General features: G+C 38.1%; 12 protein-coding genes and 1 pseudogene. 7 read left to right on the top strand and 6 right to left on the bottom strand.

The features are described 5' to 3' along the window. Positions 1-211: 211 nt before the first annotated feature. Positions 212-820, bottom strand: coding sequence for a DNA-3-methyladenine glycosylase family protein (locus LVD47_RS06065; RefSeq protein ID WP_236974667.1), 609 nt, complete (start codon positions 818-820; stop codon positions 212-214). A gap of 181 nt (positions 821-1,001) precedes the next feature. On the opposite strand from LVD47_RS06065, the gene LVD47_RS06060 reads away from it, so the two are divergent. Both LVD47_RS06060 and LVD47_RS06055 read left to right on the top strand, forming a co-directional pair. After that, on the top strand, positions 1,002-1,769 hold the full coding sequence (locus LVD47_RS06060) for a methyltransferase domain-containing protein (protein ID WP_236974666.1): 768 nt from the start codon (positions 1,002-1,004) through the stop codon (positions 1,767-1,769). Positions 1,770-2,067: 298 nt separating this feature from the next. Then, positions 2,068-2,814 carry a hypothetical protein gene (locus tag LVD47_RS06055; protein ID WP_236974665.1) on the top strand — a complete coding sequence of 249 codons (747 nt, stop codon included), beginning with the start codon at positions 2,068-2,070 and terminating at the stop codon, positions 2,812-2,814. 5 nt (positions 2,815-2,819) lie between these two features. Here LVD47_RS06055 and LVD47_RS06050 read toward each other — a convergent pair whose 3' ends face one another. Next, positions 2,820-3,299 carry a P-loop NTPase family protein gene (locus LVD47_RS06050; RefSeq protein ID WP_236974664.1) on the bottom strand — a complete coding sequence of 160 codons (480 nt, stop codon included), beginning with the start codon at positions 3,297-3,299 and terminating at the stop codon, positions 2,820-2,822. A 118-nt stretch (positions 3,300-3,417) separates the two neighbouring features. Between LVD47_RS06050 and LVD47_RS06045 the strand changes: the two genes are divergently transcribed. Then, positions 3,418-4,917: a glycerophosphodiester phosphodiesterase gene (locus LVD47_RS06045; RefSeq protein ID WP_236974663.1), complete on the top strand. Its 1,500-nt coding sequence runs from the start codon at positions 3,418-3,420 to the stop codon at positions 4,915-4,917. Further along, positions 4,917-5,096, top strand: a complete 180-nt coding sequence (locus LVD47_RS06040) for a helix-turn-helix domain-containing protein (protein ID WP_236974662.1) — start codon at positions 4,917-4,919, stop codon at positions 5,094-5,096. Before LVD47_RS06045 ends, LVD47_RS06040 begins: the two co-directional genes overlap by 1 nt. Before the next feature lie 224 nt (positions 5,097-5,320). On the opposite strand, the gene LVD47_RS06035 is transcribed toward LVD47_RS06040, so the two are convergent. Beyond that, a complete protein-coding gene (locus tag LVD47_RS06035; protein WP_236974661.1) occupies positions 5,321-7,525 on the bottom strand; it encodes a DUF4954 family protein in 2,205 nt (734 codons plus the stop codon). Positions 7,526-7,537: 12 nt separating this feature from the next. Next, positions 7,538-9,379 (bottom strand): glutamine--fructose-6-phosphate transaminase (isomerizing), encoded by a 1,842-nt coding sequence (gene glmS, locus LVD47_RS06030; protein WP_236974660.1) that lies wholly within the window; start codon positions 9,377-9,379, stop codon positions 7,538-7,540. A gap of 465 nt (positions 9,380-9,844) precedes the next feature. Here glmS and LVD47_RS06025 point away from each other — a divergent pair, with 465 nt between their 5' ends. Further along, complete coding sequence (locus LVD47_RS06025; RefSeq protein WP_236974659.1) at positions 9,845-12,268, top strand: TonB-dependent receptor; 2,424 nt, start codon at positions 9,845-9,847, stop codon at positions 12,266-12,268. A 166-nt stretch (positions 12,269-12,434) separates the two neighbouring features. Next, the gene (locus LVD47_RS06020; RefSeq protein ID WP_236974658.1) at positions 12,435-13,805 is read left to right on the top strand and encodes an MATE family efflux transporter; all 1,371 of its coding nucleotides are present in this window, start codon (positions 12,435-12,437) and stop codon (positions 13,803-13,805) included. A 139-nt stretch (positions 13,806-13,944) separates the two neighbouring features. On the opposite strand, the gene LVD47_RS24390 is transcribed toward LVD47_RS06020, so the two are convergent. Beyond that, positions 13,945-14,058: a DUF4143 domain-containing protein gene (locus LVD47_RS24390; protein WP_255785033.1), complete on the bottom strand. Its 114-nt coding sequence runs from the start codon at positions 14,056-14,058 to the stop codon at positions 13,945-13,947. A 57-nt stretch (positions 14,059-14,115) separates the two neighbouring features. Continuing rightward, a pseudogene (locus LVD47_RS24385) lies at positions 14,116-14,253 on the bottom strand (DUF8612 domain-containing protein); the annotation flags it as partial. 855 nt (positions 14,254-15,108) lie between these two features. Here LVD47_RS24385 and LVD47_RS06010 point away from each other — a divergent pair. Beyond that, positions 15,109-15,522, top strand: coding sequence for an HYC_CC_PP family protein (locus tag LVD47_RS06010; protein ID WP_236974656.1), 414 nt, complete (start codon positions 15,109-15,111; stop codon positions 15,520-15,522). Positions 15,523-15,573 lie beyond the last annotated feature (51 nt).

Genomic DNA, 15,573 nt, shown 5'->3' with positions numbered 1-15,573 from the left:
AGTGCTTGAATATTTAATAATTATTTGATAACGCCAGTATCAGTATGCTTTGTAAGCTATTCAATGCAATCTAATTTGAACGCTTTTTGTGCCGTGACTTAATACCTAAGGTATAAAAAATAGAAGAAATTTTATCTATAAAAGCTACTTACCCCACTATTATTTTGAACTAAATGGAACTTTATAGCCAGTTTTATATTTTGAAATCATATTAAATCACTGCATCCTTCCACTGCCAAAGATACCTGCTGGCTGTTGTGCGATATGGGCGCCAGGGTTCAGCTATTTCAAGTAATTTTTTATTTAAAGCCCTTCCTTTTTCTCTTACGCTGTATAATTCGATCATTCCATTTTTAACCACCAGGTCATCTAATGGAAGAACATCGGGACGTTTTAGTGTAAACATTAAAATCATTTCGACTGTCCATTGCCCAACTCCTTTGATTTTCGTTAATTGTTTAATGATCGTTTCATCCGTTTCTTTTTGCCAATCGTGGTTCATCAGGTTTTTATCAATAAAAAAGTGCGCTACGTTCTGGATGTATCCCAGTTTTTGTCTTGAAAGGCCTGCACTTTTCAAGATTTCCTGAGGTGTATCAATAATACTTTTTGGCTCTGGATATTGATTGGGGAATAATTCTAAAAATCGACCGTGAATTGCGGAAGCAGATTTTCCTGAAAGCTGTTGGAAATTGATTGAGCGGAGCAGCGCTTCATAGACCGAGGGCTGTGCGGACCGGGGCTTGAGTTCCGGGGTTTTTGAAATTAGTTCTTGGAGGATGGGGTCTTTGGATAGGTGTTTTAGGATCAATGGATTCATAATAACTGAATGTAAGAATTTATTTAAAATTTAGAGTGCCTAAAATGATTGTTTTTATTTTTCTGATTGTCAGTTAATTATGGATTATATTGCTTTTGTAGATTCTGTAATGAATGTGAAGAAGGGATATATTTAGTTGATTATTAAGTAGTAAGTTGGGATTGAAATTAAAAATTTAATCATGGAACATACATTAACCTGGAACCCTGGTTTCTACAACAACAAGCACGCATTTGTTTTCAATTATGGAAGAGGGCTGATCGATCTATTGCAACCGAAGAAAAACGAGCGTATTCTTGACCTGGGTTGCGGAGCTGGGCAATTGACTGATGCAATTTCAAAATTCACCACAGATGTTGTCGGAATAGATAATTCTCCTGAAATGATCGAGGATGCAAGGAAAAGTTATCCTGATATTGATTTTCGGGTTATGGATGCTTCAAATTTCTCATTAGACAAACCTTTTGATGCCATATTTTCCAATGCGGCGCTGCACTGGGTGAAGAAATACAAGGAAGCAGCAAGATGCATGTATGATAACCTGAATGAAGGCGGCAGGTTGGTTATTGAAATGGGGGGGCACGGCAATGTAGAGACAATAACAAATTCTTTGCAAAAGTTGCTTTCCAAAAAGGGATATCTGGAGCAAAGCCGTTTTTTCCCCTGGTATTTTCCGACTATGGGTGCGTATGCTGCCGTTTTAGAGAATGTGGGATTTAGGGTATTGGTCGCTCAACATTATGACCGCCCTACGGAATTGGCGGATGAAGCGACAGGGATAATGGATTGGCTGAATATGTTTGGGGATGGTTTTTTTGCAGGTGTGGATGAAAAAGATCGCGCTGAAATTATTCACGAAGTACAGGAAGATGTAAAACCCGAATTATTTCACGATAGGAAGTGGTATGCGGATTACAAAAGACTGAGAATATTAGCCCATAAACATTGATGTTTCAAATACTAACATTAAAGCCATGGTCGAAGAAATTTGTCAGCCCAATCCACCTGCTTATAGAGAGATTGCCGAGGCGACAGAAAAATCCGGATTTACCATGCCTTTTCTACTCAAAAAGGGGAATACCGACTACTGAACCTTCCTTTATTTTCTGGCTTCCCAGGTACAGGGGTATTTGGAGTGGTTTGAGAAAAGTAAGGATCTCCTCTAAAGTTCAAATAAGCAGTAATTTAGAAATTTTGCAATCTCTTTATCTTTACTCCTTATCAAAATTAATGCTATATTTCATCTAATGAGATTCTTACTATTTCTTTTTGTCTTGAGTAATTTTGTTGGAAGTACCAAAGCCCAACAAAATTCCAGGTGGTTTGAGCCCAAAACCTTAGATACAATGCTTACCTTTTCGGACACTGTTGAGATCACTTTAAAGAATACAGAGCCGGTTGCTTTTGACGAATATTTTATCGCCCCTGAAATTTTAGATACATTGATCCAATCAAATGCTAATTATTACAGGAGAGCTTTGGCCATTGAAAAACATCAAATGAAAACATATGGTGATATTTTCAAAAAAGACACAAAAGGACTTCATCTCAAGTTAAGTAATGGAGCTTGGATAATTCTTACCCCTCATCCTAAATCAGATAGTGAAAGTTTTACATTTGAATATTTCTTTCGGGACCACGGATATTATTCCGTCCGTGTGCAGTACAGTGAAGGGAATAGATACGACATAGTAAATTATAATACCGGTAAAGTCACACATCTTTTTGGAAGGCCGTATTTCTCCCCGGATGGTCACTACATGATCTCAACAAGTGGGGATATTTCTGCAGGGTATAATTGGAATGGATTTCAATTATTCCAAAACAATAACGGACATTTGGAGCTTTTAGGAAGTTATGAACCCGTTCGGTGGGCTCCCGATGCCGGGAAATGGATAGATGAGAATAAGTTTGTATTGAAATGTAGGACTACTGAAATGAAAGATGGACTGTTTTATTATGTTCCATTTCATGCGGAATTGAAGATAAACTGAATCCTTTATTCTATGGTTTTAATCAAGGCTTCTTTCACTTTATTAACCATCAAGTCCTTTTCCGTTGAAAAAACCACCGTAGGTGTGCGCCCTGTAAGTGTACTTACAGCTTCTTCAATATCATAGGCGGAGCAAGTATTATCCATTAAATCCAGTTTGTTGATCAGGATAATTGCTTTTTGCCTGGGTGCCAACATGAGATTGTGGAATCTCTCTGCTATAATTTTATAATCTTCCGTTATTTCGGCCATCATTATTACGATATCTGACTTGCGGACCTGGTTAATTACCTTGCTTACATTTTCGCTGTATTTACCGCCTTCTTCACGGGGAAGAGAAAGAATACTTTCAATCCGGAATTCTTTTCCTTCAATTGTGAGGGAATGACCGTCTTTGGAAGTATCAAATTTTGAAATCAAACTCTTTTTACCGACATTCTCAGGACCGACTATGGATAAAGTATAGGATTTAATTGCGTTGACCATATTGTATTTATATTCTAAGGTTTTAAAATAGAATAAAGTTTTATTATTTGAAAGGTTAACCGAAAATTAATTATTTGTATTCGATGAAGACCTTACTTTTGTGGTAAATATTTTCGCTATGAAATTGATTATTACCATTGCTTTTTATTTAGGTTTTCAGACGCTGTTTGCCGGCGATATTGAAGTAGCTGTGCATCGTGGTGCTAATCGCCATGCTCCCGAAAATACATTTCCAGCTGCTCATCTCGCTGCCGAATTGGGAGGGGATTTCCTGGAAATAGATGTGCGTCAAAATAAGGATGGTGTTTTCTTTAATTTTCACGATGCCACGATTGATCGGACTACGGACGGAAGTGGACAATTTTATGATTTGTCAGAAGAACAGATAGTGAAACTCGATGCTGGAAGTTGGTATCGTCATTCCTATAAAGGAGAGAGGGTTCCTAAAGTAGAAAAGTTAATTAAAGAAATGAAAGGCAAGATCAAATTTTATTTTGATTTTAAGCATGGGGATATTGAAGTGTTTATTGACTTAATCCGCCAGTGGGGGGTTGCGAAGGATTGCTTCTTTACACTGAAAAAAGAGGACATTCAGGCTGTAAAAGATGCGGGATTAGACTTTAAAGTAAATATTTCAAATATTGAAGAATTAAAGGAGGTAGATGAAAAATGGAGTCCTCCCATCGTAGAGATAAGGGCTCCGGACCTGACGGATGAATTGGTCAGGGAAGCGCATGACCGGGGAATAAAAGTGATGCCGTATGTGCCGGGAGATCAATTTGAATTGTATCGATATTGTCTGAAATTTGACATTGACATGATCAATTTGGACAATCCAGATGTATTTCGCGAAATGGAACGCACCGGAAAGTACCCTGATCCCAGTTGGGTAGCTCATCGTGGTGGCATTGTCTCAGAAGAATATGAAGAATACAATCCCGAAGGAATCAGGAAAACCTTTGAAAATCCGGACTATTCGGGAGTGGAGATTGATATATGGGAAACCATGGATGGAGAATTGGTTGTCCATCACGATAAAGACCTTGAAAAAGTATTTGGCGTGGATGGTACTATAGAAGAATCTACACTAAAGGATTTAAAAAAGCTAGAATCACTTAACGGGGGGTACTCTATTCTTACATTGGAAGAATACCTTGAGCTCGTACCTGAGAATGCTTACCTGATGCCGGATATAAAAACCAGTAATCCCGACGGAGAATTTTACCAAAACCTGGAAAAGATTATCGAAAAGAGGCATAGCATGAGGCAATGTATTTTTCTTGGATCGAAACATAGAGATCGATTCTGGGGGCAAGTGCGATTTAGTGCTGGAGTGGATGACATTCCGGAAATATTTGAAAAATGGAAGTCTGGAGAAGATGTAGCATGTCACTATTTTTTATTTGATATTGCGGCAGACATGTCTCCCAATATGATCCGGTTGGCACAGTCGATGTCAATGGAAGTAATACCGGGGGTGAATACCTTTCGATATAAACGTGAAAATTATCTCTTGAGCGGACTGCGAGATATCCGGTACTTTCGTAAACTAGGGGTGCGGACGTTTCAGATTGATTCGGTGTACGATGGGGTACAGTTTGTGGAGAAATCGGATTGATGATCAGACAAGCCCGGAAAGAAATGGGCCTTACGCAAGGACAGCTTGCCCAAAAAAGCGGAACCACCAAGCACTATATTTCCCGTTTGGAAAACAATCGAACCGGTATTGAACTGGCTACGCTCAAAAGGATTATCGAAGGTGGATTGGAGAAGCATCGCAGGATTAGTATTCTTTAATTATGCGTAAAAAAGAAGTACTGCATGCATAAAACAGAACACCTCCTTGTATGAATATTTGACTTTATGGATCGAGATCTATACAATAGAATTCAATCTCTTCAAGATTAACAGAGTTGACCATTTCCTTATTTTTGAAAAAGAGATTTTTGCCCGTCACTGAATATTAAGAAATATATAAAATTTTACGGAAATTGTTAAAATATAGATGTATTTACAGGCTTTCAAACTCCCACCTCTTTCCACATCTCCAGACACAGCCCCACCTCTTTTATAAAGTGATTGCATTCTTCCTGACTTTCGAGAATGAATGCGTTTTCTTCTAATTTTCCTGTAACTACTTCCATTTCTTCTTTAGATTCGAAAGTTAATGAACGGAATGAGTTGTTGTAATCCTTGGCACGCGATTCATATATGGATTGATTGATCCATTTTTTGGTATCGATACTTTCCTCCAATAGCTCCTGCCATTTTTCCGGATGGCCTTTTAAAGTGATATGAAAAACTTTTTCATAGGCTGCTACAGCATGGATCAATCGGTTTTTAGGATAATTTTTTGCCTCCATTGTGTAGAATTGGTGAATATTATCCCATGTGTTAATTGTTCCGGATATAATATCCTTTTTCAACCTGTTTATGGAAGTCTGAGGGATGAGTTGGCCCCCAATATTTTCCCACTTTTCGAGAGGAAATGAATCACTTAGTGTATTATGTAATTGCTCAATTGATTTTTTATTCTGGATGTTCAAAAAATTCAGTGCAGATACAACGACATTATACCTGATCAATTTTTTAAAAATATGATATGCTTCATATATTTTTCGGATCACCACTGGGCGAGTACTGTTTTCCAGGCCGAATGACAGTACTTCTTGTCCTTGAATAACCTCCGGATGATGAGACAGAATTCTTCTTCCTTCTGCCCTGATGGAATCGATATTTTGAGACTGGTTGCTAAATATTTTTCCTGCCCAATATTCGAAATCCCTTATGGCGCATACCATTTCCGATACACTGTCTGGTTCCAGGAATTGATAGTGAAGCATTTGTCGTTTCTTCAAACGCTGGTCTCTTGCATAAGACTTTTGACAATTTCTCGCCAATGCATACATATTGTGGATAAACCAGTAGGCCGGCATAATTACCAATCGATTATTTTTTTCATCATTGGATACCAGTGAAAACGGAATGGTAATATTGAGTTCGGCTGGGTAATTACCTTTGGCAACGAGAACAAATGAGGCGAAATTGGAATTGTGTTTGAGGCTTACGCACAATCCCGGCCAAAATCCCCTTCCCGCTATGAGTTCTCCATCTGCCGCACGGGAATTGTGGTTGGAGCCGATGGTAGCACCGGCGGCCATGTTACTCTGACCTTTTACCAGTGATGCACACAGGAATGAATTATTGTGATGTTGTTCATGTCCCGGAAAGATCAAAGAATTCAAAACTTCACAGCATGAAATGGTGGCATTGTTTCCGAGAAAGGAATTGATAAGGCGGGCCCCATATTTTAATTGCGAATGAGACGCCATTATAAACCTAACGGCTTTGACGCCATAAAATATCCGACAACCAAAACCGATAATTCCATTGACAAGTTCACACCCTTCACCGATTTGAGAAGGAGCTTCTGCGCTGGAGCGAATGGTTATGTTTTTGATTTTATTGGCCCCCTTAATATAGACACTTGATCCGATTTTAGCATCTTTGATCATTTTTGTGTTCTTTATCACGGTATGAGAACCTATTGTGCCATAATATCCGGGTGTAGGGTCAAATCTTTTATCAGTAAACTCTACTAAACGAGACTGAAGTTTTTTATCAGAGCGGTAACGCGACCATAAATATGCATCTCCAGGTAGAATTCCTTCAAATGGAATGATACTCCGTCCTCCATTTTCGTTGCAGAGTTCAATAAATATTCGCTTGGATTCACCCTCCCCTTTTTTGATCATTCCATTACCAAATTTGGCTGAAGGCGTGGTGACTAATTCATTGATGTTGACTAACATTGCTTCATCCTCTACAATATAGTGGGACATATAGTTTACATTTTCGACAACTATATTATTTCCAAAATCGCAACTGATAATTGTACTGTTGTAGATGCCTACAGGCATAAGTAGATTGTGGTGTTCCAGTGCGTATGGTTCAAGGTTCCCAATACGTACTAGTCCAAAAAAATGGCAATTTACTACCAGGTTGGGATTAAATATTTCAGATACTCTGATATTATTCCAATCGTCTGCTGTATTCCTGTTATGCACGAGTGTTTCTATCTCTTTGGCAGTTAGGTTCCTATAAGAATGGATCCGTTTATTTTGTATATTTCGAATATGGTATTCATCATTTTTTCCATTAGTTCCTTTTTTCTTAACAAAATCATAACCTAATTGATGAATTGGTTTTTTTCGGATCGTATGCATACATGATAAATTTTATTCGACTGTTACAGATTTAGCCAGGTTCCTTGGTTTGTCTACGTCAATTCCTTTTTTAGTGCCCATATAGTAGGCGAGAAATTGCAAAGGGACTACCGTAAGTAAGGGACTGATTACCGGGTCACATTCGGGAATTTCGATGTATTCATCCAATATTTTTTTGGTACGCGAATCTCCTTCTGTAATAATTCCAATTACCTTACCTCTTCTTGCTTTAATTTCCTGGATATTACTCATTATTTTTTCATAGCATTCATCATTTTTCAAGGCAATAAAAATTACCGGAACATTGTCCTCTATCAGAGCAATGGGACCATGCTTCATTTCTGCGGCGGGATACCCTTCGGCGTGTATGTATGAAATTTCTTTTAATTTAAGAGCTCCTTCAAGTGCTATGGGAAATTGGTATCCTCTTCCGAGGTACAGGCAATTCTGAGACTGGCAATATTTTTCAGCAATTGAAGAAATATTGTTGATTTGTGTCTCGAAGATTGTCTCTATCTTTTTCGGGACAGACTGAAGTTGGGATAGCAGTTCTGAGTATTTTTTCTGAGACAGTAATTGTTTTTCTAATCCCACCTTCAAGGCGATCATATATAGAACGGCAAGTTGACCTGTAAATGCCTTTGTACTTGCTACGCCAATTTCTGGTCCGGAGTGCGTATAGGTGCCGGCATGGGTAATCCGGGAAATGGAAGAACCTACGACATTGACAATGCCAAATAAAAATGCATTTTGCTCTTTTGCTTTCTCAAGGGCTACTATAGTATCTGCCGTTTCTCCACTTTGGGAAATGGCAAAAATGATATCATTGGAATCTAGAATTGGGTTTCTATATCTGAACTCCGATGCATAATCCACTTCTACGGGAATGCGGCATAAGTCTTCAAAAATATATTCTGCTACAAGTGAAGCGTGCCATGAAGTACCGCAACCAATCATAATGATTCGGCGGGCAGATACAAATTTATCCAGATGGTCTTCTATTCCCCTAATTTGTATAGAACTGCTTTCTTCAGTAATTCTGCCTCGGAAACAGTCGCGAATTGTGTCGGGTTGCTGATAAATTTCTTTAAGCATAAAATGTTCATACCCTCCCTTTTCAATAGCTGCAATTTCCAGGTCAAGTTTTTCAATTAACGGCGTCTTTCGTTCATTTCCAAGATTTTTTAGGATTAATTCTCCTTCTTCGATAATTACTAGTTCATAATCGTTGATATATACTACATCTCGTGTATGGTCTACTATAGGAAGTGCATCTGAAGCCATAAAATATTCATCATCCCCTATACCTACCACAAGGGGACTTCCTTTGCGTGCTGCTATCAAAGTGTTGGGCCTTTCCTGGTCAATTAGAACAATGACATAAGTACCGACAACCCATTTTAATGCTATTCGCACAGCTTCTTCCAGGTCAAAATGGTTTTCCTGCTTTATACTTTCAATAAATTTCAATAAAACTTCCGTATCTGTTTCGCTTTCCAACGTATACCCTTTTGTAAGCAATTCTTTTCGTATTACGTCGTAGTTTTCAATAATACCGTTGTGTACCATGGCAATTTTCCCGTCTGAACTAATGTGGGGATGGGCATTGATGTCGTTCGGCTCACCATGTGTGGCCCAACGAGTGTGTCCGATGGAAACCTTGCCTGGCATATGAGTGCCCTCAAGAGCTAATTCAAGATCTTTTATTTTCCCTTTACGTTTCAATAATTGTAGGTTTCCATTCAGGACAGCGATTCCTGAGCTATCATATCCTCTGTATTCCAGCCTTTTGAGGCCGTTCAATACTAATGGAGTGGCATCCCGATGGCCGATGTATGCTATAATCCCGCACATGAACTATTTGAATTTGATTTTTGTGAATGATACAATGCAACCGAAAAATACTATTGTGTGATGTTGTTTTATAGTACACACTTCTTAAAACATAAAACTCCAAAAAATATTTTATTATGTAAAATTCTATTTTACAATAAGTCTATACATAATAAAATTTGTTATGTGTAATTAGTGGATTGTGTGGAGTGTTGTTCGTACACACTTTTTTGTGTAAAAAAAACTTAAAGTTTACCGTTGGCCAAATTTCACCGGTCCTAAAAATTAATAGCCTTTTTGTTCCAATTATACTGTTTCAATGGATATGTGAATACGGTATAGAAGGGAATAATGCACCGGATAGAATAAAGATGCATTGGAAATGCCCAACTTTTATTCAAAAAATCTTAATGAAAGTTTTGATAAAAAAAGAGCAGCCATTACATTTGTCTTAAATTTATTAAGACTAATTTTAAATAATAGAAGATGAGATATTTTTTTACCATTTTTTTTTCTGTTTTTTTTGTTTTGTCGACAATGGCCCAATCGGGCAGTATTAGAGGAACAGTATTGCGTAATAACGGTAAGCCGATAGTACAGGCTTCTATTCTCTTAATTGAAGAACAGTCCGGTACAATTTCAGATAACTTTGGAGAATTTAAATTCGATAATATAGAGGCCGGAGAATTCACATTGAAAGTCAGTTATATTGGGATGATGACCGTGGAAAAAAAGGTTATTGTAGAAGCTTCGGGAAATACGGATGTGGATTTTATCCTAGAGCCTACTTCGCTTTCCATAGAGCAAGTTGTGGTAAGAGATAATCGGGGAACTCGTTATAGCAGAGAAGAATCTGATTATGTGGCGAAGATGCCACTGAAAAATATAGAGAACCCACAAGCATATAGTACGGTTACGGAGCAGTTACTGAAAGAACAAAATGTAACTAATTTTGATGATGCTTTAAAAAACGCTCCCGGCGTTTCCAAATTATGGGAGTCAACGGGAAGAGGAGGTGATGGTGCGGGTTATTTTTCTATGCGGGGATTTTCAATCCAACCTACCCTTGTGAATGGACTTCCGGGATTGACAAATGGAAGCTTGGACCCGGCAAATATTGAAAGGATAGAGGTTCTGAAAGGACCATCAGGGACATTGTTTGGAAGTAGTTTGGTTTCGTACGGTGGTTTGATTAATACCGTAACCAAAAAACCGTATAAAGGCTTCGGGGGCGAGGCGAGTTTTACGATGGGGAGTTTTGGACTTAATCGAATCACTGCGGATGTTAATACTCCCTTGGGCGAAAATAAGGAAATAGTACTTAGAGTCAACACCGCTTTTCATTCTGAAACCAGTTTTCAGGATGCGGGCTTTAAGAAATCCTTTTTTGTTGCTCCTACGTTAGCTTACACGGTGAATGAGAAGTTATCATTTCTGGTTAGTGGTGAATTTTTGAGTAGTGAAGGGACGAATCAAACGATGCTTTTCCTGAATCGGTCCAGCCCATTGGAATATGACAACATGGAGGAATTAAATTATAACCCTAAGCTTTCACTGACGAGTAATGAAATATCCATCCGCAATCCCAGATATAATCTAAATGCCAAAATGAGTTACAAATTATCGGACTCCTGGACTTCTCAAACAGTGGTATCCCGGGGTTCTGCCCAGTCTTCAGGCTATTATACCTATTTATGGGATGCCGCTTTGACAACGGGTGATTTCGAATTATATTTAAGTGATCAAAATGCCAATACGTTATCTACGGATATCCAGCAGAATTTAATCGGCGATTTTAATATTGGAACTTTTCGAAATCGAATGGTTATTGGACTTGACTATTTTAACCGTAATTCCATTACCAATAGCTCCGGATATGTCTGGGTACATAATGTAACACCGCAGGGAGAGGTCAATTATATAAACTATTATACAGGTGACACCCTGGCACCTCGATACCTTTCGCGACAATCCATTGATGGATTATTAGAAAATGCTTCGAGGAATCTAAGCAATACAAGGGAAGAGATCTACAGTGCATATTTGTCGGATGTGATCAATATTACGCCATCTTTGTCGGTAATGGCAAGTTTACGTGTTGATCATTTCATAAATGAAGGTAGTACAATAACAGCGGGGGATGGTTTTAGCCAAACAGCATTATCCCCTAAGTTTGGTGTTATATACCAACAGGTCTTGAATCAATTATCACTATTCGCTAATTACCAAAACGGGTTTAATAATGTGGCCCCAAGGCAAGTCGCGGATGTAGATGGTAACAATCCCCGGGTCAAAACATTCACCCCGGAACAGGCAAATCAGTGGGAGGTCGGTATGAAAACACATTTATTTGCGGATATTTTAACCTCTACTATTAGTTATTATAACATTAATGTTTTTAATAAAGTGTTGATGGACCCTTCCAACCCTAACAATTCTATCCAGGGAGGTGAAGTTGAAAGTCGTGGATTTGAGGTGGATCTGGTCGCCAATCCCTTCCCGGGGCTTAATTTGATTATGGGCTATGGATACAATCAAAGTGAAGTGATAGAAGGACCAGAGAGCAGTACTTTTGAGGAAGAAGGAAAAAGACCCGGTGAAGCGGGACCCAAAAATTTATTTAATGCCTGGGCTACCTACCGTTTTCAAAATAACGCCCTAAGAAATTTTGGGGTGGGCTTTGGTGCCAATAGTGCCAGTGAGCTGTTGGTAATGGATAGCGAAGCCATAGGCCGTTTTATTGTTCCGTCATATACTGTGCTGAATGCGTCATTGTTTTACAACCACGAAGATTTTGAAGTTACTCTAAAATTAGATAATCTGGCCAATAAGGAATATTACAAAGGGTGGTCAACGATCAATCCACAAATGCCAAGACGGTTTTCGGCGTCTCTCAGATATACGTTATAAAATTTAGTTTTTACGGGTTCGTTCGTACCCGGATAAACGTTTCATGCAATTAAGGCCCTGGTTTGTTTCAGGGCCTTATTTTAACAAAGGGAGTCCTCTCTGAAAAAGTTTATTTATTATTTATTTTCGAAAGTGAGGCATGATCAAAAGTTTGTAGCTTTGTCTTATGGCTAATATATCTTCCAGGGATCTGGGAAGTGAATCAATTGGAAAAGTACTTATTAAGCAAGCAGTACCTGCTTCGATAGGAATACTTGTAATGTCACTGAATATCCTGGTTGATACCATATTTGTTGGTAATTGGATAGGTCCTACTGCCATAGCTGCAATCAATGTTGTCCTTCCGGCTTCTTTTTTTATTTCGGCATTGGGAATGGCTATTGGAATTGGTGGGGCATCTATAATTTCAAGGGCTCTTGGAAAAGGGGACCCGGGGAAGGCTAACATTACCTTTGGAAACCAAATTACCCTTACTTCTTTTATTACTATTGTCGTAGTATTATTAGGTTTGAGTTATGTGGATTTGATTGTTCCCGGGTTTGGTGGAAAAGGTGAAATCTTTGAACCTGCCAAAATATATTTCAAGATTGTCTTATATGGTGTGCCTGTTTTGGCAATGTGCATGATGGGGAATAATGTAATAAGGGCAGAAGGGAAACCTACTTATGGAATGTATGCCATGTTGATCCCTTCCATTGGCAATCTTATTTTGGATGTTGTTTTTATAAACATTCTGGATATGGGAATGTATGGCGCTGCATGGGCGACTACAGGATCATACGTGCTTTGCTTTATGTATATAGTCTGGTTTTTTACTTCGGGAAAATCGGAATTGAAATTAAATTGGAGTTACCTTCGATTGAGTTGGGGTATAGTTAAGGAAATTTCATCCCTGGGTTTTGTGACCCTGGCACGCCAGGCTGTAGTGAGTATAACTTATTTATTCGTCAATAATATACTTTTTAATATTGGTGGAGAGGCTTCAGTGACTATATATGCTATTATTGGAAGGATGTTGATGTTTGCATTATTTCCTGTACTTGGTGTTACCCAGGGGTTTTTGCCTGTAGCGGGATTTAATTACGGTGCGGGTAAATATGGTCGTGTGATCGAAAGTATAAATGTAGCAATCAAATATGCAGCTGTACTGGCTTTAGGTGTTTTTACATTAATAATGATTTTTCCGGAAGCTATTGTAAGTGTATTCACAGAAGATGATTTCGTGGTAAAAGGTACTCCCGGCGCTATGCGTTGGGTCTTTGCGGCAACCCCGGTTATAGCTGTGCAATTAATTGGATCGGCTTATTTCCAGGCTGTAGGCAAAGCGGTACCGGCATTCTTCCTTACATTATCCCGGCAGGGATTTTGTTTTATTCCGTTGGTGTTAATTTTGCCCAGGTTCTATGGTGAGCTTGGTGTGTGGATGTCCTTCCCCATTGCTGATGTACTCTCAACCATAGTGACAGGATACTTTCTCAATAGGGAGGTAAGGAAAAGATTAAAACCGAAAATAGTGCCGGATTTGATGGAATCATAGTAAAAATGGAGATAATTTTCTCGGTTAATGACCGTAAATTCTGAGTGTGTACAATTGGATTTCCAGGACTTGGGAATGTTAGTTTTTAATCTTTTCATTCCATTTCATAATCAGTAAGTTTTGAAGGTAAAGTGTGATCTTATACCCGGTCTACTTCTTCCCCGCTATGCGTTCTCCAAAAGTAAAGTTCTGCATATTTCCCCTTGTATGCATTCATTTTCACAAATTCCATTACTATAAAATTTTCAAACAATGCTCTTATCTCATTGAGATCGGTCAGTTGGGTTATAAACAGGTTGATTTGCGCATTTCAGACACTTGTATCAAGAGAATAATATTTAGTTTTGGTAGTACTTTCTTTTCTGAGATTTCTACTAAAATCTCCGATCCTATTAATGACAAATCTTTTTTCAAGTAAATCGAGATAACGTCCCAAGGTTTTAGCATCTAAATTTACCTGAGTGGCTTATTCATTTAAAGAAACTTCGTTATCAACCTGAAATGCAAGTCATTCTTATAAAATTACTTGTCGCTGTGCTCCCCTGCTATTATCCAGTTTCAAAATATCTTTGAGAAGATATGAATCTGTAAGTTTATTGAGAAGGAAGATTTTCTCATTAGTTGCCTGGTAGTTAAGACTTCGGGGTACGAACCAAAACGTAAGAAATCTTCTTCCTGTTTTTTTAGTTCAAATTTATTATAATGATTCCTCAATCCCATTAGGGAAAGAGGGTAAAGTGTAATAGTTCTTCTTCTGCAGGTCAAGGACTCGCCCAAACCTAGTGATAAGTGGAATGAAAAAGAGTCGGTCGCAATAATGTATTAGTTGGTTTGATGGTCTATTAAAAGTGTCAACCCCATCCAATATTGCCAATCCGTTGAGTTTCATAGATGGTAAGGAGTTTGTACCCCTGAACATATTCTTTCAATCGCTGGTGATCCTGGGAGTCAAACAATAGTCTTGCCGGACCCTATCCCCGCTGCCCAATTACTATTCTAATGAAGTTTCCTGTAAATAATTCGTAGGCCGTGTGGTTTTGTCTACACGTCAGGGACCGTAAATAATCTGGGTTTTTTATGATGTAAGAGTTCCGCAAGTTGATAGATTACGGTTGTAATAAGCCATTTTGTTCAATTATTGGAGTGTGAATCCATAAATTCATTGAATTTTATAGAATTAATACATTCAAATGAGCCATAAATTTGGTGTATATCGTTAATTAAATTTTAAAAATAACAAATGAAATAATGGAACGATTATTGATCGAATATTTTTAGTAATTTTGTATATTTAGAATTTACGATGAAAAATTTATTACATATTATGCTTTTGATTGCAGTATTACTTAGCTCTATGAGCTTTGTACTGGATAAGCATTTTTGTAATGATGAACTCAAATCCGTGTCCTTTTTCCTAAAGGCTGAAAATTGTCATGAACAACAGAAGACAACCTGTCCCATGCATTCCGCTCAAGATAAAGAAGACCGGAAGAACTGCTGTGACAATAAGACTGAACTGATTAAAGTAGATATTGATCAGAATTTTCATCCTGCAGAATACAAGGAACTTAATATCAATGTTCTTGTTTCCATAGTTCTATTCTTTGTAAAGGATCTTGTGACAGTTCAGGTCACACCCGATTTTGTAATAAAAAACTGGAATCCTCCACCCCCTGCTGATGTATATCTTCCTATGCATCAGTCTTTCCTCTGCTAGTCGTATACATGGTATTTCTTAATAACCTTGGTTGAAAGTGTAATCTTTTAC

Origin of the sequence: Membranihabitans maritimus, assembly GCF_021729145.1 — a bacterium.
Taxonomy (GTDB): domain Bacteria; phylum Bacteroidota; class Bacteroidia; order Chitinophagales; family Saprospiraceae; genus Membranihabitans; species Membranihabitans maritimus.
Note: the sequence above shows the minus strand (reverse complement) of the source record. Positions and strands in the feature narration are given on the sequence as shown.